The organism is Fulvivirga sp. (assembly GCF_040220315.1).
Taxonomy (GTDB): domain Bacteria; phylum Bacteroidota; class Bacteroidia; order Cytophagales; family Cyclobacteriaceae; genus Fulvivirga.
Genome location: NZ_JAVJUY010000250.1, coordinates 17,077 through 37,070 on the forward strand (window position 1 = coordinate 17,077; position 19,994 = coordinate 37,070).

18 protein-coding genes are annotated in these 19,994 nt (G+C 38.1%); 9 read left to right on the forward strand and 9 right to left on the reverse strand.

Annotation, left to right across the window (positions count from 1 at the left end):
* Positions 1–65 precede the first annotated feature (65 nt).
* Positions 66–1,844, forward strand: a complete 1,779-nt coding sequence (locus tag RLO81_RS12085) for a DUF885 domain-containing protein (protein ID WP_350111835.1) — start codon at positions 66–68, stop codon at positions 1,842–1,844.
* A 257-nt stretch (positions 1,845–2,101) separates the two neighbouring features.
* Positions 2,102–2,773 carry a hypothetical protein gene (locus RLO81_RS12090; RefSeq protein ID WP_350111837.1) on the forward strand — a complete coding sequence of 224 codons (672 nt, stop codon included), beginning with the start codon at positions 2,102–2,104 and terminating at the stop codon, positions 2,771–2,773.
* A 14-nt stretch (positions 2,774–2,787) separates the two neighbouring features.
* On the opposite strand, the gene RLO81_RS12095 is transcribed toward RLO81_RS12090, so the two are convergent.
* The 6 genes from RLO81_RS12095 to RLO81_RS12120 form a co-directional block, all read right to left on the reverse strand.
* Entirely contained in the window at positions 2,788–4,989 is a 2,202-nt protein-coding gene (locus RLO81_RS12095; protein ID WP_350111839.1) for a T9SS type A sorting domain-containing protein, read from the reverse strand.
* A gap of 4 nt (positions 4,990–4,993) precedes the next feature.
* A complete protein-coding gene (locus tag RLO81_RS12100; RefSeq protein ID WP_350111841.1) occupies positions 4,994–6,808 on the reverse strand; it encodes a M2 family metallopeptidase in 1,815 nt (604 codons plus the stop codon).
* Between the two features lie 62 nt (positions 6,809–6,870).
* Positions 6,871–7,890, reverse strand: a complete 1,020-nt coding sequence (locus RLO81_RS12105) for a hypothetical protein (protein WP_350111843.1) — start codon at positions 7,888–7,890, stop codon at positions 6,871–6,873.
* Between the two features lie 12 nt (positions 7,891–7,902).
* Positions 7,903–8,328 (reverse strand): VOC family protein, encoded by a 426-nt coding sequence (locus RLO81_RS12110; protein ID WP_350111845.1) that lies wholly within the window; start codon positions 8,326–8,328, stop codon positions 7,903–7,905.
* 1 nt (position 8,329) lies between these two features.
* Complete coding sequence (locus RLO81_RS12115) at positions 8,330–8,650, reverse strand: Rieske (2Fe-2S) protein (RefSeq protein ID WP_350111847.1); 321 nt, start codon at positions 8,648–8,650, stop codon at positions 8,330–8,332.
* Positions 8,647–9,534 (reverse strand): sterol desaturase family protein, encoded by an 888-nt coding sequence (locus tag RLO81_RS12120; RefSeq protein WP_350111849.1) that lies wholly within the window; start codon positions 9,532–9,534, stop codon positions 8,647–8,649. The genes RLO81_RS12115 and RLO81_RS12120 overlap by 4 nt, the downstream gene beginning before the upstream one ends.
* A gap of 59 nt (positions 9,535–9,593) precedes the next feature.
* On the opposite strand from RLO81_RS12120, the gene RLO81_RS12125 reads away from it, so the two are divergent.
* Together RLO81_RS12125 and RLO81_RS12130 are read left to right on the forward strand one after the other, a co-directional pair.
* On the forward strand, positions 9,594–10,892 hold the full coding sequence (locus RLO81_RS12125) for an amidohydrolase (RefSeq protein WP_350111851.1): 1,299 nt from the start codon (positions 9,594–9,596) through the stop codon (positions 10,890–10,892).
* A complete protein-coding gene (locus RLO81_RS12130) occupies positions 10,892–11,797 on the forward strand; it encodes a 1-aminocyclopropane-1-carboxylate deaminase/D-cysteine desulfhydrase (protein ID WP_350111853.1) in 906 nt (301 codons plus the stop codon). Before RLO81_RS12125 ends, RLO81_RS12130 begins: the two co-directional genes overlap by 1 nt.
* Here the strand turns inward: RLO81_RS12130 and RLO81_RS12135 are convergent.
* Both RLO81_RS12135 and radA read right to left on the reverse strand, forming a co-directional pair.
* Positions 11,780–12,385: a DUF2179 domain-containing protein gene (locus RLO81_RS12135; protein WP_350111855.1), complete on the reverse strand. Its 606-nt coding sequence runs from the start codon at positions 12,383–12,385 to the stop codon at positions 11,780–11,782. The genes RLO81_RS12130 and RLO81_RS12135 overlap by 18 nt on opposite strands.
* 5 nt (positions 12,386–12,390) lie before the next feature.
* Positions 12,391–13,755 carry a DNA repair protein RadA gene (gene radA, locus RLO81_RS12140; RefSeq protein WP_350111857.1) on the reverse strand — a complete coding sequence of 455 codons (1,365 nt, stop codon included), beginning with the start codon at positions 13,753–13,755 and terminating at the stop codon, positions 12,391–12,393.
* Between the two features lie 95 nt (positions 13,756–13,850).
* Between radA and gpmI the strand changes: the two genes are divergently transcribed.
* Positions 13,851–15,374: a 2,3-bisphosphoglycerate-independent phosphoglycerate mutase gene (gene gpmI, locus RLO81_RS12145; protein WP_350111859.1), complete on the forward strand. Its 1,524-nt coding sequence runs from the start codon at positions 13,851–13,853 to the stop codon at positions 15,372–15,374.
* Entirely contained in the window at positions 15,371–15,940 is a 570-nt protein-coding gene (locus RLO81_RS12150; protein WP_350111861.1) for a hypothetical protein, read from the forward strand. Before gpmI ends, RLO81_RS12150 begins: the two co-directional genes overlap by 4 nt.
* On the opposite strand, the gene RLO81_RS12155 is transcribed toward RLO81_RS12150, so the two are convergent.
* Positions 15,937–16,851 (reverse strand): universal stress protein, encoded by a 915-nt coding sequence (locus RLO81_RS12155; protein ID WP_350111863.1) that lies wholly within the window; start codon positions 16,849–16,851, stop codon positions 15,937–15,939. The genes RLO81_RS12150 and RLO81_RS12155 overlap by 4 nt on opposite strands.
* Positions 16,852–16,987: 136 nt before the next feature.
* Between RLO81_RS12155 and RLO81_RS12160 the strand changes: the two genes are divergently transcribed.
* The 3 genes from RLO81_RS12160 to RLO81_RS12170 form a co-directional block, all read left to right on the forward strand.
* On the forward strand, positions 16,988–18,784 hold the full coding sequence (locus RLO81_RS12160; RefSeq protein WP_350111865.1) for an ABC transporter ATP-binding protein: 1,797 nt from the start codon (positions 16,988–16,990) through the stop codon (positions 18,782–18,784).
* Positions 18,785–18,805: 21 nt separating this feature from the next.
* Positions 18,806–19,213: a Fur family transcriptional regulator gene (locus RLO81_RS12165; RefSeq protein WP_350111867.1), complete on the forward strand. Its 408-nt coding sequence runs from the start codon at positions 18,806–18,808 to the stop codon at positions 19,211–19,213.
* Between the two features lie 176 nt (positions 19,214–19,389).
* Positions 19,390–19,994: TerC family protein (locus RLO81_RS12170; RefSeq protein ID WP_502880452.1), on the forward strand; the 605-nt coding region annotated here is incomplete at its 3' end.

The following is a 19,994-nucleotide window of genomic DNA, read 5'->3' on the forward strand; positions in this document are numbered from 1 at the left end:
GACTTTTTTTATGCTATTGATTATAAGGAATGCTTAACTTTAGCCACTTATTAAAAAAAATAATGATGAAAAATACTCTTTACAGCTTTTTATTAATCGCTCTCATATTGGTTAGTTGCAAAAAAAGTGAGGAAGACCAGTCAGCTACTAGTCAGCCAGGACTGGCATTTGGTGAATTGCTTCAGAATTACCATGAGCAAAAGCTAAAATTATATCCAATCGATGCCACTTTCGCTGGAGATAACAGATTTAATGATCTACTTCCAAACAATTTAACCTCCGAATTTAGAGCCACCCTTTCAGGTTTTTATAGTTCTTATTTAGAGGGGCTTGGAAAATATAATTACGATAGCTTGGCCGATGACCAGCAAACTAGCTATGATGTATTGAAATGGGAGTGCGAAATAAATCTGAAAGATTTGGACTACCCTATGTATTTGATGCCAATAGATCAGATGTGGTCTATGAACTTGATGTTCGGTCAATTGGCCAGTGGTACATCAGCTCAACCTTTTACTACAGTGGAAGACTATGAAAATTGGCTAAAAAGAGTGGATCAATACATCGCTTGGGGCGATACTGCAATTGCCAATATGAAAAAAGGGATGGAAGAAAATGTCGTTCTACCTAAACCATTGATTAAAAAGATAATTCCTCAGATAGAATCTTTGGCTACGGGCGACTATCAAACCCATTTGTTCTATACACCAGCAAACAACTTTCCAGACACGTTTACAGCAGAAGAAAAAGAAAACCTTTCTGCTAGCTATCAGAAAATGGTGGAGGAGCAGATCAAACCCCTTTATACAAGAATGAGCAAGTTTTTGAATGAAGAGTACTTGACATCCGGTCGTGAGTCAACAGGTATTGATGCGCTTGCATTTGGTAAAGACTACTATCAGCATCAAATTAAGAAGTATACTACTACTGATATGACGGCAGATGAAGTGTTTGAACTCGGTAAAAGTGAAGTGGCTAGAATTCTGGCTGAAATGGAAAAGGTAAAAGAAGAAGTTGGCTTTGCAGGAGACATCAAAGAGTTTTTTAGTTATGTAAGAAATAAACCTGAGCTAAAACCTTTTAAAAAGCCGGAGGAGGTGATCGCCAATTTTGACGCCATTCATGAAAAGATGAAGCCTCAACTTTCTCAATTATTTGATAAGACACCAAAAACACCATTTCAGGTAAAAAGAACAGAGACGTTTAGAGAAGCTTCAGCTAGTGCAGAATACAATCCCGGTTCAAAGGATGGCTCGCGTCCGGGAACATTTTACGTGCCCATTCCTGATGTTAAAGCTTATAACATGTATTCCGATGAATCATTATTCCTGCATGAGGCAATACCAGGGCATCATTATCAAATTTCCCTTCAGCAGGAAAATGAAAATTTACCTGAGTTTAGAAGAACATTATGGTACAGTGCATATGGTGAGGGGTGGGCTCTCTACTCTGAATCGTTAGGTAAAGAATTAGGTTTATATACAGATCCTTATCAATACTTTGGAATGTTAGGGGCAGAAATGCACAGGGCAATCAGGTTGGTGGTTGATGCTGGTATGCACTCGCAGGGCTGGACTCGCGAACAAGCCATCCAATACTCTCTTGAAAATGAGGCTGAAAGCGCTGAATCTATTGAGCGAGAAATAGAGCGTTATATGGCTAATCCGGGTCAGGCATTATCGTATAAGGTAGGTCAATTAAAAATTATTGAGTTGAGGAAAAAAGCAGAGGAGAACATGGGTGATAAGTTTGACATAAAACAATTTCACAATATTGTTTTAGAAACAGGCTGCATACCTTTAAAGCTTTTGGAAGAGAAAGTAAACGACTGGATAAATCTATAATTTAAAGGGGGGCTTAGCCTCCTTTTTTATGCAATATGTTGTTTGTTATAAAAACGATCCGGTCTTCGCATGCGCTCGATTTTTATAAGCATTTGATAGGTTGAAAGATCTAAAGAAAGATCATTTGATCTTACTTTTTGATTATGCGTATATGATTGACCAATAAACATCAAGAAAACGAGTAGTAGTATGATTCCAAAAGTTTTCATAACATGTACTTTTTACGTGAAACATCTGTATTAGATTAAACAACAGCCATGCCAAAAGATAAAAAACACACTCTATTCGTTGGTTTTCAGATACTTACAGCCTTTGTTTTGGCGGGAATAATTACTTCATGTAATCCAAAAAGGGAACCAATAAAGGCAAACGAGCCTTTGATGCAACAGGATAGCAACAGAGAGTTTATTACATATTATCATACACCTTACGATTTTACATTGTCTCTTTCCATGGATTCTGTGAGCCGGGTATTAGCATTTCGTAAGCATGCGGATTCTGCTTCATTTCAGTTTATGAACTATCAGTTTTCTAATCCGAATCCTGCTTTTCTAAAATCTGAAATTAACTACATAGATTACCTCTGGAAAAAGGCATTGGATAGTATTTCAATTGACTTGAAAGGAGCGATGATAGGCTATCCTTTAGAATACGATGACATATTAATGAATCATATTAATGCAGTAAGGTCTAATAAATCGCTAGATATGAATGATTATTCTGAATTAAGGGAAATCATGTATCAAGCAAATATTTATAAACCTTTTGATGGACTTTTAAAAGAACATGGATATACACTAAATTCCATCTCAACTGAGAAGCACGGTCGTGTTCCCAAGGAAAACTTATTAAGACTAGGCTATCAGGACACACTTTTGATACCAGTACCTTTTATGGTTTGGTTGGATGTAAAAAAAGCCTCTGAGTAGAGGCGTTTTAATTATTACTGGATTATCAGTTTTTGTTTGTATGTCTTTTTAGATGACATGACTTGTAATATGTAAGTTCCTGGTTTGATGTCATGAACGTTTAATTCTATTTGAGAAGTGGTATTATAAATCTGCTTATTCAAAACGAAAGAACCATTTAAATCAATAACAGTTACACTTAATGATTTTTCTAATTCGAAATTACCCGAAATTTTGATTACTTCATTTGAAGGATTTGGGTAAACTGTAATCGATGTTTGATTTACCTGTGGCTCTACAGAAGTCACTAGTTTGTTAAAGTAGTTATCAGCCAATTGAAATGCATCTTGTGCAATTTCATTACCTATAATTCTCCCACGAATATCATCAGCAGGCGGGTGTATACCACCCCATATTCTTGACAAACTCGTTTGGTCAGAGGCATCTCTATAAGTTGCCCATTGAAGTGTAACATCTACACTAGGACCATCTTCAAAAACCAAAAATTCATTCATTGGTGCTTCAAACTCACCTACACCTCCTGGGAAATACTCATCCCCAGTTAATAATGTTAATACCTCAGCAGCAGCTCTTGAATAAGTCGAATGTCCAGAAACATACCCTGCAAATGGGGGAGTTATAAATGAAGGTCTTTGATAAGGCCACCAGTTATCGGCAAGAATCCAATCAACACCAGCAACATCTACATCTGGGTCTGCAATAAAATCAGGGCCTTTCCATGCGTAAAGTTTGATTTTACCAACATTCTCATTACTAGCCCCTGCCAAAGGATCACCAGCTTCTACCAACTCTATAAACCCTGGTTCTAGTGGTATTCCCTCTGGGTGATAACTTGGTAAGTTTTCATCTGAGATTTGTCCCATTTCTGCAATATAACGAATAGCAGAAATTGGGCGCGTGTAATCATACCAACCTTTTATACCCCACGCACTTATTGCACAATCATGCATGGCTCCGCCTAATAAAAAATATGCTTTTACATCCCATTCCAGATCTGGAAGTTCGGGGCCCTCACCCCTGTATTTTCTTTCAAAATCAGGATGATCATGTACTGCTTCATTTAAAATGGTGAACCAATGTCCCGGAGGAGTTTCTGAGTCAGGTCCATCGGCGCAAAACTCAGCCAAAACTCGCCCATAATCGCCACGAGGCACAATATTCTCAGGATAAGGATGACCTGTTTTTGGGTTAATTGATCTTCCGGTTCCGGGATCACCACCACCGAATGTGTCATAAAAATCACGATAATCTTCCAATTGCTCTGGGAATGTAGAAATATCCACATTTCCACTAGCACCAGGAGATATATCCCACATTACACCATCATCTGGATCAAGGTGACTCGACCAAATAGATACAAGCGAAAAAGTCCATTTGTACTCATCAGATAATCCACTTCCATCGCTTTCAAGGTATGGAGGATCAGATGGATCATGGTAAACCCAATACTCTCCGCCATCTCTTTCATATATGGTCAAATCTTCTTCTGTAAGTGAAAAAGGAAAAACCTGTCCCCATTCAGGACTTAAAAAAGCTGGAGTTGCGCCTGGGATTACATTTCCTCCTTGATCAATAAATACTTCTAAAGTGAGAGGCTGCCATCTATTTGGATCACTCATTGTAGAGTTTCCCGGTTCGGCCGGGGCTAATGGGTCATTAACAGGTTCATAAAATAAGTTTTCATAGCCATTTGCTTCATTAGAACCATCCATAAGGCCGTATTCTATTATGCATTGTGCAATGTAGTTTCCTAACGCTGCAGGTTCGCTAAATTCAAGGTTTGTGAATTCGAATGAACGATCATATCCGAGATCATCCATCAAACCGTCTATTATCGACATTACTTCTTCACTACCAGGTGAATTAGCAAATCTATGCTGCATAATACGGTAAACAGCAAAGCTAATGGCTTCTTCTTGCGCGGCTTGTTTAGCTGCAGGATCTGATGGGACTTCAATTGCGGGATAAACACATTTGTAGCCGTTCAATGTTTTGCCTAGAAGGTAGAACTCGCCAGTTCCTTCAAAGGCATTCCAAGCATCGTACATGGCCACGGATGTATGAAAAAGATTTCTTGCATGAACTGTTGGCCTGGCAAAGTCATTTCTAATTCCTTCAAGTACGGCTTCATTCCATTGTCTTGCAACCGAATGCTGTCCGAAAGAAGTAGAAACAGCAAGAAATAAAAATAGGGTTAATAGGTATAGGTTTTTCATAATATTAAAGTGGTTTTTCAGGCAATGTGTGTTTTCTTCCGGTATTTGCTTCTTTTAAATACTCTGTAAGCGGTGAAAAATAATCGAGCATGGCTTTAGCATTTAGCTCTTCCCCTGTAGTTTCTTTTAGTAAGGCTCTCCAATCTTTCGTAGCTCCAACTTTCAACATGTCATTTAAAAATGCTCCTACTTCTTTATTTCCATAGTAGTTAGTGGCTCTTGGGTCTTGATTTAAAATGTTTTTGGCAATGTGATTATGAACTTGAAATAACAACACATAGCTTAATGCATAGTCATAATATTGAGCAGCATCATTATTAATATGTGTTTTTGAAGTAGCATCTGCATATTCTTCACCTCTTTCAGATGGTGGAACAATACCCTGAAAGGATTTTTTCATATCCCACCAGGTTTTGTTATAACTGTCGTTAGATAAATTATTGACATATAATTCCTGTTCAAAGTGAGTCATAACACCAGCCGAAAAAGGAATGAACACCACATAATTTAGTGCTTCCTTTAATAAAGCTTGTGTTTCATCTGTTTCTACGTCTGCAGGAATTAATTCCAGATTTTCAAGGAAAGGTTTCTGCATAGCGGCTAAGCCCAGCATGCTGCCAATGGCCTCATGAAAACCTCTGTTGGCACCGCCTCTCAATAAAGGCGGAACATCTGGGTTAGTGTAAGATACATAATAATAAATGTGGCCAAGTTCGTGGTGAGTTGTTTCATACCATTCAGCAGTGGGCACCACGCTCATCAAACAACGAATATCCTTTTGCAAGTCCATATGCCAGGCAGAGGCATGATTATTCTTTTTGTAATCAGCGCCTTCGGGAGCGGGGTACATGCTAGAGCTATCATAAAAGCTTTGAGGAAGTGGTTCAAAACCTAAACTCACATAGAATCGTTCTGCTTGTTTAACCAACCACTCACTTCCTTTTTCTTCTAATTTAGAGTCTAAATCAATTCCCTCAACGTCTACTAAACCAGACCAATCCTGACCCCATCTGTTTGGCAGCCAGTGTGCCGGAAGCATATCAGGCACAACCTGACCATATTTCTCTGCCAATTCATACCTTGCCCAGGTGTGGAGCTCTCTATATAATGGCCAAACATCACTAATCAGTTTTTTATTCAATTGAACCATTTCCTCAGTGGTCATTCCATAATCAGAAACCTGATAATTAAAATAATCCTGATAACCGAGAGCCTGAACGGTTTGGTTTCTTAGTTCTTTTAATTCCGCCAGACCGTCTTTAAGCGTTTTGCCCACTTCTTTGCTTGCCTCCCAGGCAGCCTGACGTTTTTTAATATCAGTCTCTTCACCTAAAATTCTATCAATTTCATTGGGTGAAACGGACTTTCCATCAATTTTAAAATCAAAACCGAATAACTTCTCATTCTGTACAGTTTCGGCTTTTATTCGCTTGTTCACAATTTCTTTTGCTGTAGAAGGATTATTAGCAGCTGCGTATAAAATAGCTTCTAATTGTTTTATTTGAAGCGCATCTAGTTCTTCACTCTTATCTAAAAAAGCACGCGTGCTTGTTATGATTGATTCGCTTCCTGTAAATTCGGCCAGTGCTTCATTTGCAAGTTGGGTGTTATATGCGTTCAGCGTATCACCTTCTACAATATGAGTGTTAGATCCCCATTCAGCTTTTGCAGAATTGTAATAGAGCTTAAGAAATTCCTGAGTGTAGTTATCAATAAATTCTTGTGCATCGGCCTTAATTGTTGACTCCTTTTTTTCGGGCTGGCCACAGCCTATGATAAAACCAATAGATATTATGGCAAGTAATTGAAGTTTAAACATGGTTGCTGAGTAGTTATAATTAATTCTGTAAACGAGTCTCAAATATAAGTATAATCCAACAATCAGTTACGAATCAATTCATTTCGCAAATTAATAATATAGTTAGCTAATCCTTCTTGCCAGGTATAACCGGCATCCCAACGCTTTCCTATAAAGTTCTTTTTAGAATAGATATGTTTAATGTAGAATTTAAAAACGCTTGCATTTATGTTTTGAGAAGTGATATTAGATTTTCCATCAGTAATGGTCTCACTTACAAAAGCAGTGGCATTTTGATTGTATTCATACTCCAGCATATCCTTAACTGATTTTGCTGATGAATGTGTATAATATAGTACATATTGATAACCCTGCTTTCTAATTTCATTTTCATCTTTATTTTCCTCAACAAACCCCCATTTGTATGGATATTCTCTCATTACATTGCTTATTTCTGAAGTATCTGCAAACATCGGAACGGCTAATTTTTCCGAAGAAAAATTCAGGTCATAGAAATCAGACCTTCTACCTTCAAGCACCTCTACTATTTGTCCATATTCAGGAGTTTCGATTATTAAAAGATTGGACATCTCTAATTTAGAATTTGCAGCCTGTCTGTATAAGTCTTCCATCAAGGGAGCCAGTTTAGGACCTATAATTTGCCAAGCATCTTGATTTTCTTTGAGGAGAAACTGTCTATCCTGAAGCTTTAGTAAGGTCAAAATATAGTTGGCTCCATCAAATTCGATTATCGCAGCGTGTGATAAGTTTCTGTCATCAAAGGCATCTAGAAAGGCATGATATGCTTCCGGGCCACTCATAATATCGTCTATATAGTAGTAGGCTACGGCATCTACACCAGACTTTCTAAATCCTTTTTGTGCTACCTCCGCTATCGAATGCCACTCACCCCGAACCTCAGGTGAAGTTGATACATAAGGCACTTTTACGAGCACAACAGTTTTTGAAGTGAGAAGGTCTTTTGGGAGTGTTTTAGTAATGGTAAGGCTCTCTAATCTTTTAAAAAACTCTCTTTCCTGTGTTTGCCCGCAAACAACAACAAACAGAAGAATAAAAGATGTAAAAAAGCCGTTTTTAATCATGTTTATAGAACGCTATTCAGTGGCAAATATTTGACTATTATCTTTAAAGGCTTTGAATTCAAGGGCATTGCCACTTGGGTCTAAGAAAAACATTGTGGCCTGCTCACCCAGTTTACCTTTAAAACGAATCTGAGGTTGAATTATAAACTTAATGTTCTTCGATTTTAATTTTTCACTCAAAGCTTCCCAATCTTCCCAATGTAATATTACTCCGAAATGTCTTACCGGTACATCTTCACCATCAACACTATTGGTATTATTCTTAGATACTTCTTCAGGCTTTAAATGGGCAACAACTTGATGACCGAAAAAGTCGAAGTCTATCCACTGGTCTGATGACCTACCTGTTTTGCAGCCCAATACTTCAGTATAAAACTTATGTGCTTCGTTCAGGTCATTGACTGGAAAGGCTAAATGAAAGGGTGTTAAGTTTTCCATACTATAAAGCTAAATAAACGCCATCTTCTTTGATACGAACCGGGTAAATTTCTAAGTCACTACAATTGCTATTAGCCTCTCTGCCATCAAGTAAATTGAACCGATAACTATGCAATGGACAGATTATTTCCCCAAAATTATTTACACTACCTTCGTTTAATGATGCGCCACTGTGAGGACACTTATTTGAGGTCACATAAATTTTATCTTCTAATCGAACACCACAAAGCACTGTATCTCTTATTGTTATTTTCACAGGCTCGTTGTGATTCATTCGTCTTTTGGCTTCATCCAATGAATCAAAAATTTTAACCCAACTCATACTTTGAGTTTCTTAAACTCTTTTTTCTTTAACTCTAATTTACTCGGCCTGGCAAAAACCATAGTATATGCCTCCTTTAATGATTTCGAGTTTTTAACGTCTTTAACGATATCAGCCCATTCGTGAAAACACAAAGTGATAGGATTATAAGAATTTACAGGCTTAGTAATCCCATAATCTGCTTGCTCTTCTTCGGGCTGAAATGTGCCGAATATCCGATCCCAGAAAATGAAAGTAGAGCCGTAATTTTTGTCGAGATACTTTTCATTTCTGGCATGGTGCACTCGGTGGTGCGATGGCGTTGTAAATATATACTCGATCGGCTTGGGCAGTTTTCTAATGTATTCAGTGTGTATCCAAAACTGATAAAGCACTTCTATTTGGTGACAGATGAAAAACACTACCGGGTGGAAGCCAACAAGCACAACAGGAATGAAAAATACAATTTTGATGTGCTGTGTCCAGCCTAACCTAAATGAAACAGACCAATTATATTTTTCCGAATTATGATGTGTGACATGTGTTGCCCACCAAAACCGATTTTCATGAGCCACTCTGTGCGCCCAATATCTCCAAAAATCTATCCATATTAAACACAAAATAAACGACCACCAGGTAGGGGGTATAGACCAGGGAACAATATTGTAAAAATACAATATGATGCTAAAGGTAATAACCTTTATGGCGGCACTGATTCCAACATTTACAAGGCCAATAGTTGTAGCCGCCAAGGTGTCTTTGGCGTCATAAAAATTTTGTTTCTTTTTAATACTGAAATACCACTCTAAACCTACCAATAGGAACATCACTGGTGCCGCATATAATATGATATTTGGCAAGTCCATATTTAAAACCTGCTCTAAGGTGAATTTTTCTTTTTGCATGTCGTAAATTAAGCTTCGAAATTACCCATTCGTCAAACGAATTAAAAATAATAGTAAACATGAAATTTCTTATAACAATAGCTTTAATTGTACCATTCAATTTATTAAATGCCCAATCGGAGCTAAATCTCACAGCGGAAGAAATGGCTTTTGAAACCGAAACTCAAATGATAGAATGGCGAAGGCACTTTCATCAAAACCCGGAGCTTTCCAACAGAGAGGTGAATACGGGTAAAAAAATAGCTGAAGAATTACGATCAATGGGCATTGAGGTGCAGGAAGGTGTTGCAAAAACTGGAGTAATAGGCATTTTAAAGGGCGCAAAACCTGGCCCTGTTGTAGCATTAAGAGCCGATATAGATGCACTACCAATTACAGAACGAACATCTCTACCTTTTGCATCTAATGTAGTAACAGAATTTAATGGTGCAAAAACCGGTGTAATGCATGCCTGTGGTCATGATTCACACATGGCAATAGTATTGGCAACGGCATCTGTGCTTAGTAAAATGAAGGAAGATCTTTCAGGAACTGTAAAATTCATTTTTCAACCTGCCGAAGAGGGACCACCTCCGGGGGAAGAAGGTGGTGCAGCGCTAATGATTAAAGAAGGCGCACTAAAGTCACCAGATGTGGATGTGATTTTTGGATTACATATTGATGCAGGCTCACAATCAGGACAAATAAGTTATAAGGCAGAAGGTATTATGGCAGCCTCCGATCGTTTTGAAATTAACATTAAAGGCGTTCAGGCACATGGTTCTACACCTTGGAACTCGGTTGATCCTATTTCTGTAGCAGCTCAGGTGGTGAATGGCTTGCAGTATATCATATCTAGAAATGTAGAACTTACGAAAGAGGCCGCAGTGATATCCGTAGGTATTTTACAGGCCGGGGTACGGTTTAATATCATTCCTGAAGAGGCAAAAATTGTAGGTACAATAAGAACGTTGGATAAAGAAACCCAAAAAATGATCTGGGAGAAGATAGAAACAACAGCAAAGAATATTGCGGCCACAGCGGGGGCTACAGCCGATGTGGAAATTGTTAATAATGCCGCTCTAACATACAATGATCCTGACCTTATGCAAAAGATGTTACCGAGTCTGGCTCGATCTACTACTCCTGAATTACTGTTCAATACCAAAGCGGTAACTCCCGCAGAAGACTTTTCCTTCTTCCAGGAGAAAGTGCCGGGAATTTATTTTTTTGTAGGTGCTGCCGGTGATAAAGGCCCAGGAAGATTGTTAAGTCGACATCACACACCCGAATTTGAAATTGATGAGAAAGCATTTATGACAGGCCTAAAAGCGATGCTTAACCTCACCTTGGATTACATGGCAATGCATAAAAATTAATGCTAAAAATTTATCAGGAACCCATCACACAAAAAATTGAAGACCCTCTTCTTAATGAGAAGGGGGTTTCACTTTTTATCAAGCGGGAGGATTTGATTCACCCGTATGTTTCAGGTAATAAGTGGCGAAAACTCAGGTACAATTTAATAGAAGCAAAGGAAAGAGGATATTCCAGGCTGTTAACTTTTGGTGGAGCATTTTCTAATCATATATATGCTACTGCAGCTGCAGCAAAAGAGGCCGGTTTTGAATGCATAGGCCTTATTCGTGGAGAGGAACTTGCCACAAAACCGCTAAATAAAACGCTGTCATTTGCTAAGGAAAAGGGAATGCAATTGCACTTTGTAGAGAGGGAAGTTTACCGTGAAAAAGATGACCCGGATTATCTTTTCGAGCTTATTCGTGAGTTTGGAGAGTTTTACTTACTACCCGAAGGCGGAACAAATAAATTGGCAGTGAACGGCTGTGCTCAAATTTTGGATATCAATACTAAATACTATGACATTATTTGTTGTTCGGTGGGCACAGGAGGTACCTTAATGGGTCTCATTAGTTCTGCTGAGAAACAGCAGCGTGTCATCGGGTTTTCGTCACTTAAAGGCAACTTCCTGGAGAATGAGATTCAGTTAAAAATGAAAGCATTCGGCATAAAAACAAAAGTCTCTTGGCAAATTGAAGATCATTATCACTTTGGTGGATATGCTAAAACAAGTAAAGAACTCATCGATTTTATCATCAATTTTGAGCGAAAGACCAACATTTTACTAGACCAGGTATACACGGGTAAAATGATGTTTGGAATATACGATTTAATAAGAAAAGGGAATTTTAAGCAAGGCACCAAAATTCTGGCCATACACACAGGAGGCTTACAGGGAAGAAGTTCATTACTTTCTCCTCACTGAAGTTAACCAGGCACCAATTCCTCTGCGGCTTGGTTTCTCCACCATCAGCCCAGCCTCACTCGCGCTTTTAACCGACTCAATGGTATAAAAAGCTTTAGGTAAATGTTTACTGATTTCATCAAGCAAATAAGGCACATGGTCTCGCTTTAGCACAGCAAAAAGCAAGCTCTCTTTCCCTTCATTACTTTCAGCGGAAACAATAGAATACCGAAATTGATGTTTATTTAAATAAGCGATAATTAATTCCAAATCTTCAGCGGTTATTATTCTAATAATCACTTTACCTAGCGCAATTTTTTCTTCAATTAGCATTCCTATTAAAATACCACCGGCAAAACCTGCAGGGTATGCTATATAGCAATAGACATTATCCATGTGCTTAAAAATTTGGCCTATAGCCAGCAGCCAGATCAGTGATTCAAGAAAGCCCATCACGGTGGCAATGTATTTCTTGCCACTCATAACAAATATTATTCGTACCGTATTAATGGAAACATCTAATATCCTTGCAAGGAAGATAAGGATGGGCACGACTATCAACCCGAAAGTGTCGTTATCTATTCCTAAAACCTCGAAAAACTGCTGCATAGTGATTAACCAAATAGTTGTGTAAAAACATCATTAATTTTAGAACAAGATACAATATGAATGTTAAACCTCTTTGTATCCAATCCTTTTAATCCATATTTAGAAATATAGATTGTTTCAAAGCCAAGCTTTTCAGCTTCACTAATTCTATTTTCCAATCGATTTACTGCCCTTAGTTCACCACCTAATCCCACTTCGGCTGCAAAACAAGCCTTATCTGAAATGGATATTTCCTCTAAAGAAGAAACAATAGAGCAGCATACCGCCAGGTCAATAGCAGGATCTTCCACTTTAATTCCTCCTGCCATATTAAGAAACACATCTTGTAACCCAAGGCGAAATCCGCATCGTTTTTCCAGAACGGCTAAAAGCATATTTAATCGCTTGGCATCAAAGCCAGTAGAACTTCTTTGAGGGGTGCCATAAGCCGCAGTGCTCACCAGCGATTGTATTTCAATCATTAATGGCCTGTTACCTTCAATGGTGGCCCCAATAGTAACGCCACTTATATCTCCCTCTTTTTGTGAGATTAGTATTTCCGAAGGGTTGCTCACTTCACGTAACCCGTTGCCCATCATTTCATAAATACCTAATTCAGAAGTGGATCCAAATCGGTTTTTAGTAGTTCTAAGTATACGATAAGTCAGGTGCCTGTCGCCTTCAAACTGTAAAACGGTATCAACCATATGCTCCAGTACCTTTGGGCCTGCTATGGCGCCATCTTTGGTAATATGGCCTACAAGAAACAATGGGGTAGCCGTTTCTTTCGCAAACCGAATTAATTCAGCGGTAGCTTGCCTTACTTGCGAGACACTACCAGCTGCTGATTCCACCTGATTAGAGTGCAATGTTTGAATGGAGTCAATAATCATTAATTCTGGAGCAAACTCCTCCACTTGCTTAAATATATTTTGTGTGCTTGTTTCTGCCAGAATAAAGCAATTTTCTTTGATTTTTTCGGTCATACGATCAGCACGCATTTTTATCTGCTGTTCGCTTTCTTCCCCGGAAACATAAAGCACTTTTGCATCAATAGACAGGCCTATTTGTAGCATCAACGTTGACTTACCAATACCTGGCTCGCCTGCAATAAGAATTACCGAACCGGGTACTACCCCACCCCCAAGTACTCTATTTAATTCACCATCGGTGGTATTAATGCGCTGACTGTTTTCAGCAGCTATCTGATTAAGAGCCCTGGGTTTTGGTACGCCCTTTTTTTCAGAGGGGCTCCAATCATTTTTCGTAGCTTTTTGCTGAACCTCTTCGACAAAAGTATTCCATTCATTACAGGATGGGCATTTACCCAACCATTTTGCTGATTCGTAACCACAGTTCTGACAGAAAAAGATTGTTTTTGTTTTAGCCAAGTTAAATTATTTAAGTGATCAAAATTAGTCAAAAGAGGGTATTAGTTGTTAGCCAAATGAAAATTCACGTCTTTTGCCACTTTAAATGACCTGCGATGAGTAAAAAAGTACTTCTAATGATTTTAGATGGTTGGGGATTGGGTACTAACCCAGACATTTCTGCCATTGCGAAAGCAAAAACACCTTTTATCGATTCCCTGTTTCCAAAATACCCGAACTGCAAATTGCAAGCATCAGGGATGGCCGTTGGATTGCCAGAAGGGCAAATGGGTAATTCTGAAGTAGGCCATATGAATATTGGAGCAGGTCGCATTGTCTACCAAGATCTGGTAAAAGTAAACCTAGCGTTTGAAGAGCATACCATTGATGATAATAAGGTAATGAATGAGGCGTTTGATTATGCGAAGCAAAACGGCAAAAACATTCATTTTATTGGGCTTGTTTCAGATGGTGGTGTCCACTCTCATATTAATCATTTAAAAGGCCTTTGCTCTTTGGCACATAAAAATGGACTGGATAACGTGTTTATTCACGTCTTTACTGATGGGAGAGATACAGACCCAAAAGGAGGGGAAGGATACATTCAGGATTTAGAAAATCACTTATCAAAAACCACAGGAAAAATTGCATCTGTAATTGGCAGATATTACGCCATGGATAGAGATAATCGATGGGAAAGAGTGAAACTAGCGTATGACCTGTTGGTTAATGGCGTTGGAACTAATTACTCCCATGCCATTGACGGTATAAGAACATCTTACGAGGCAGGAGTAACAGATGAGTTTATTAAACCAATAGTAATAACAGATAAATCGGGAAGGCCTACTGCTAAAATTCAGGAGGGTGATGTGGTGATGTGCTTTAACTTTAGAACTGACAGGGGCAGGCAAATCACGCAGGCGCTAACGCAGCAGGATTTTCATGAACAGAATATGCACAAGATGCATTTGCACTATGTAACCATGACTAATTATGACAATACCTTTAAAAATGTAAACGTGGTTTTTGGTAAGGATAATTTAGAAAATACATTAGGCGAGGTATTGGCAAGGAATCATAAAACTCAGGTAAGAATTGCAGAAACCGAAAAATATCCGCATGTAACTTTCTTCTTTTCAGGAGGGCGAGAAGTAGAGTTTGATGGTGAAAGAAGAATTCTTTGCCCATCACCAAAAGTGGCTACTTATGATTTGCAACCTGAAATGAGCGCACATGATATCAAGGATAAAATCATTGAAGATATGGATGCCAACAAGCCAGATTTTATATGCTTAAATTTTGCCAACCCAGATATGGTTGGCCATACCGGTGTATTTGAAGCAGCAGTAAAAGCTTGCGAAACAGTTGATGGTTGCACAGAGGCAGTGGTAAAAAAGGCGCTAGCGCATGATTATATGACCATCATTATTGCAGACCATGGAAACTCTGATATAATGATTAATCCGGATGGCACACCAAACACAGCTCACACTACTAACCTTGTGCCTTGCATTTTTGTAGATAGAGACTTTAATCATGTGGTGAAAGATGGAAAGCTGGGTGATTTGGCGCCAACGATTTTACACCTAATGGGCATTGAAAAACCCGAGCAGATGTCTGGAGAAGTATTAATTAAATGAGAAACCTGATAATAATAATTTTATTTTTGGTCGCCTGCAAAGAATTAACACCCAGGGAGACATCTGCTTATTTTTCACTGGATAGCCTTATTAACGAACAATCCCAAATACTTGAAAAAAGTCGGATAAAATTAAAAAAAAGAGCGATAGCTGGTAGCGACACGGCAGTGAGTGAAATTACACCAGACAGTTTGGGTTGGGCAAATGAGTTTCAGTTTATCAGAGATCTGGACATTAACAAACCTGCATTAATAGGACAGTATACTAAAAATGTTGTTGATGATCCCTATAGTAACTTAAAGGTGATTGACTATTCTGCTGACGAAGAATCCCTGAGAATAAAAAATTTTAGAATATACTATCTGGACAACCCAGATAATATTAGAATTATTAGTGCATTAAGTAGTGAATCCAACAGCATTTTTCAATCGTCAAAAAAAATAAAGTTAGAGTTTGATGTATTGGATGGGCAGACGGTACTAATAGCCTATGCACTTAGCGGATATCAAAAGATGATTTTACAAGATTCCGTAAAATTTAAAATAGATGCCCGACTAAAGCATTAAATTCTAAGCAAAGCATCTAAAATACCTAAATTTTGTTTTTTGTTTTTTACAACTAATACAGGTACATCACCCTTTCTCATCAATACCTTATCTGCAATACTTCCTAAAAGAATATTTGCTAGTCCAGTTCTCCCTTTTGATCCCATTACTATCAGGTCAACGTTGTGCGAATGAGCGTCCGCATAGATTTTGTCTGAAGGTTCATCATCATTATCTAAAACCAACGAAATGGTATAATTAACATTATCTTTCGCCAATTCTTTCAAAAATCTTTGGGCGTCTTGCTCAGAATTATTTTTCATAATCGATGCAAACTCCTCGTAACTTTTACCTGTAGAATGGTAGCCCCAGGGTACTTTATACGTGTTGTGCAATATTACGGTGGCTTTGGACTTTCTTGCCAACTCTAGCGCTTCTGTTAAGGCAAACTTAGAAGAAGTAGAAAAATCAACAGGAACAAGAATTTTAGAAAGCGATGTAGGGGGCATTTTTTCAGTAACAGCCAGAAGCGAACAATGGCCTGCTTTTGCCAATCTATTGGCAAGTAAGCCACTGCCTTTTAATTCGTTCTTCTTGCCTACAACAATCAAGTCAATTTCTTTGATGTCAGACCATCTGAGTATTTTGTCTTCTGCATTTCCTTCGTGAACTTCTACAACCGTATCAGCTTTACCTTTAAAGTATTGTTTTAAATTATCATTTATAATACCTTCTAGCGATTCATCTGCAGGGGCGATTAAATCTGGATATTTTTCTATTATGTCTTTCGGAAGCTCTAGGTTTTTTGCAATGTGAAAAAAGTATACTTTATCTATATCCAATATATCAGTTAATAGCGAAGTATAAGAGATCACATATTTGTCGATTTCCGTTAAATCCAGGGCTACAAGTACTCTTTTAATAGGATGCATAAATCATTATTATTTCTCTAAAGATAAATGAAATTATAGTAAACGATAAGTCGAAAGGTCAAATCTGAGAATTTTGATAATAATTAGTCTTTCAGCTTCAATGTAGATAAATTTGCCCTTTCATTTGAGCGCATCTATGGCAAAAAATAGACGGAGTGAACCACTTGAAAAAGAGGAGAAAAGAGCTCTTACTAAACAAAACCTCAACAGACTTTTTGGGATATTCTCTTATATAAAACCATATAAGGGTAAGTTCATTACAGGAATGGTTTGTTTATTGTTCAGCAGCACAACGCTGCTCGTTTTTCCTTTTTTGGCCGGCAAGCTAATGGACGTTGCATCTGGCAAACCCTGGATTATCAAATCAGTAAATCAGATAGCCATTGCTCTTGTCGGAGTACTTTTGTTTCAAAGTATATTCTCATTTTTTAGAGTATATCTTTTTGCCCAAGTTAGCGAGCGATCTATGGCAGATGTTCGCCTATCTGTATTTAGCAAAATGGTTATGCTACCGACTACTTTTTTTGATAAGCGAAGAGTTGGGGAACTTATCAGCAGAATTACATCAGATGTATCTATGCTACAAGATACTTTCAGTACAACATTGGCAGAACTATTTCGCCAAACGGCAACATTAATTATTGGGGTTGGGGTTATATTTTACATAGCTCCGAAACTCACTCTTTTTATGCTTTTAACATTTCCTGTATTAGTACTAAGCGCCCTAATTTTTGGAAAATCAATTAGAAGACTTTCGAAGCAAACGCAAGATAAACTAGCCGAAGCCAATACAATTGTTGAAGAGTCGTTACAAGCCATTCACGTGGTGAAGGCATTTACGAATGAGCTATTTGAAACAAAACGCTATTCTAAAAACTTGCAGGAAACAGTTGCCATTGCATTAAAAACGGCCACTTACAGAGGAGCATTTATTTCATTTGTAATTTTTGCGTTGTTTGGTGGAATTGTGGCGGTCATGTGGTTTGGTGCTACGTTGGTTCAAAGCGGTAGTATGAGTGTGGGCGATTTACTCTCATTTGTTTTGTATACTACGTTTATCGGTGGATCAATAGCAGGCCTGGGCGATATTTACAGCCAAATACAACGAGCCATTGGTGCTTCAGAGAGGGTATTGGAAATTGTTGATGAAAACCCAGAATGGGCGGTAGCTTCAAATGAAACGAAGAGGCTAAAAGGTGAAATTTCTTTCTATCGAGTACAATTTTCTTATCCCACCAGAGAAGAGCTAAGCGTGCTCAATGGTGTAAGCTTCGAAATTAAAGAGGGTAAAAAAGTGGCTTTAGTAGGGCCTAGCGGTGCTGGCAAATCAACAATTATACAACTGCTTTCAGGGTATTACAAGGTGCAATCGGGCACTATCATGGTGGATGGTAAGGATGTGAATGATTATCCTTTGGATTATTTGAGAAGCAATATTGGCATGGTGCCGCAAGAAGTAATTTTATTTGGGGGTACTATTAGAGAGAATATAGCTTATGGGCGACCATCCGCTTCGGAGGAAGAAATTATAGAAGCGGCCAGAAAGGCTAATGCTATGGAGTTTATAGAGAGGTTTCCAGACGGAATGGAAACTATCGTGGGTGAAAGAGGAGTAAAACTTTCCGGTGGGCAAAGGCAGCGGGTAGCTATTGCACGTGCCATATTAAAAGACCCAGCAATTTTAGTTCTAGATGAAGCTACCAGCAGTCTGGACGCAGAATCTGAGCATTTAGTGCAACAAGCCTTGGATGAGCTCATGGTAGGCCGAACAACAATTATAATAGCCCATAGATTGGCCACCGTTAGAAAAGCAGATACTATTTTTGTACTACAAGGAGGGCAGATTATTGAGAGGGGCTCACATGATGAACTTTACTCCAATAATGATGGTGTTTATAAGCATCTTTCCAAATTGCAATTTCAGTTGAACTAGAAAATTCTTTACTTTTAAAAGATGGAGGCCAGAGATGTTTTAGGAAGTTACAATTTGAAATCTACAAACTGTCGTAATGAGGTATTGAACTTACTTTTAAATTCGCATCAGGCGTTAGCGCAATCAGAAATCGAAAAACAAGTAGATTATTCACATGATAGAGTAACTGTTTATAGAACGCTGAAGACATTTTTAGACAAAGGGCTGGTACACAAAGTGCTTGATGACGAGGGAGGAACCAAATATGCCCTTTGTAATGAATGTGCAGAAGACCACCATAATCATGAACATGTACACTTTAAATGTGAAAATTGTGGCCAAACCTTATGTTTAGATAATATAGCAATTCCCACCATAGAATTGCCCAAAGGCTACAATATCAGTGAAAAAAACCTGTTAATTCAAGGAACCTGCAAAAATTGTAGTTGATTTTTAGGTTACTTTTTTAGCCCAACGAGTAATAAACCACTCATGTAAGCTTTCAGCTAAAATTTAATTTATTATTTTTACGGGCTGAACAAAGGTGATTGCCAACTAATTTACCTTGCAACCAAAAATTTATTTAATAAATTGAAACGAATTGTAATGAATAGTTACTGCCTTTGATGCTACTAATCTCTCTTTTTAATGGTTCTCACGATACCGTGCTTTTTACCTTATTTGGGATAATTATTGTCGTATTCCTTATAATTGATTTAGGGGTATTAAATAAAAGTGCTCATAAAATCTCTACGAGGTCAGCGCTTTATCAATCTATATTCTGGGTTGTTATCTCAGTAGCTTTTGGATACCTAATCTACATTTATGGCGATGGGGCGGATGCTTCACTCACTTTTTTTACAGCGTATCTTACAGAATATGCACTATCAGTAGATAATATCTTTGTCATCCTGCTCATTTTAAGGTATTTCGCTGTAAAGGATATTTACTATCATAATATTCTTTTCTGGGGGATATTAGGTGCACTGGTATTCCGTGCAATTTTCATCTTTTTAGGAGCCTATTTAATTAGTCAGTTTTACTGGATACTCTACATATTTGGAGTGTTTCTTGTTTACTCGGGCATAAAAATATTTTTTGAAGAAGAAGAGGATGAAATTGATCCTGGGAAGAACCCTATATTGAAACTCGCAAAAAAGTACCTGAATGTAACTGAAGATGATCATGGTGGCAGGTTCGTTGTTGTCGAGAATAAAAAACTCCTCTTTAC

Excerpts from the sequence above, each read along its gene's own strand:
- RLO81_RS12095 (WP_350111839.1), bottom strand. The coding sequence starts at position 4,989 with ATGAAAAACCTATACCTATTAACCCTATTTTTATTTCTTGCTGTTTCT.
- RLO81_RS12165 (WP_350111867.1), top strand. The coding sequence starts at position 18,806 with ATGGAGGCCAGAGATGTTTTAGGAAGTTACAATTTGAAATCTACAAAC.
- RLO81_RS12130 (WP_350111853.1), top strand. The coding sequence starts at position 10,892 with ATGCTAAAAATTTATCAGGAACCCATCACACAAAAAATTGAAGACCCT.
- RLO81_RS12115 (WP_350111847.1), bottom strand. The coding sequence starts at position 8,650 with ATGAGTTGGGTTAAAATTTTTGATTCATTGGATGAAGCCAAAAGACGA.
- RLO81_RS12085 (WP_350111835.1), top strand. The coding sequence starts at position 66 with ATGAAAAATACTCTTTACAGCTTTTTATTAATCGCTCTCATATTGGTT.
- RLO81_RS12120 (WP_350111849.1), bottom strand. The coding sequence starts at position 9,534 with ATGCAAAAAGAAAAATTCACCTTAGAGCAGGTTTTAAATATGGACTTG.
- RLO81_RS12135 (WP_350111855.1), bottom strand. The coding sequence starts at position 12,385 with ATGCAGCAGTTTTTCGAGGTTTTAGGAATAGATAACGACACTTTCGGG.
- RLO81_RS12155 (WP_350111863.1), bottom strand. The coding sequence starts at position 16,851 with ATGCATCCTATTAAAAGAGTACTTGTAGCCCTGGATTTAACGGAAATC.
- RLO81_RS12110 (WP_350111845.1), bottom strand. The coding sequence starts at position 8,328 with ATGGAAAACTTAACACCCTTTCATTTAGCCTTTCCAGTCAATGACCTG.
- gpmI (WP_350111859.1), top strand. The coding sequence starts at position 13,851 with ATGAGTAAAAAAGTACTTCTAATGATTTTAGATGGTTGGGGATTGGGT.
- RLO81_RS12090 (WP_350111837.1), top strand. The coding sequence starts at position 2,102 with ATGCCAAAAGATAAAAAACACACTCTATTCGTTGGTTTTCAGATACTT.
- RLO81_RS12105 (WP_350111843.1), bottom strand. The coding sequence starts at position 7,890 with ATGATTAAAAACGGCTTTTTTACATCTTTTATTCTTCTGTTTGTTGTT.
- RLO81_RS12150 (WP_350111861.1), top strand. The coding sequence starts at position 15,371 with ATGAGAAACCTGATAATAATAATTTTATTTTTGGTCGCCTGCAAAGAA.
- RLO81_RS12125 (WP_350111851.1), top strand. The coding sequence starts at position 9,594 with ATGAAATTTCTTATAACAATAGCTTTAATTGTACCATTCAATTTATTA.
- RLO81_RS12100 (WP_350111841.1), bottom strand. The coding sequence starts at position 6,808 with ATGTTTAAACTTCAATTACTTGCCATAATATCTATTGGTTTTATCATA.
- RLO81_RS12160 (WP_350111865.1), top strand. The coding sequence starts at position 16,988 with ATGGCAAAAAATAGACGGAGTGAACCACTTGAAAAAGAGGAGAAAAGA.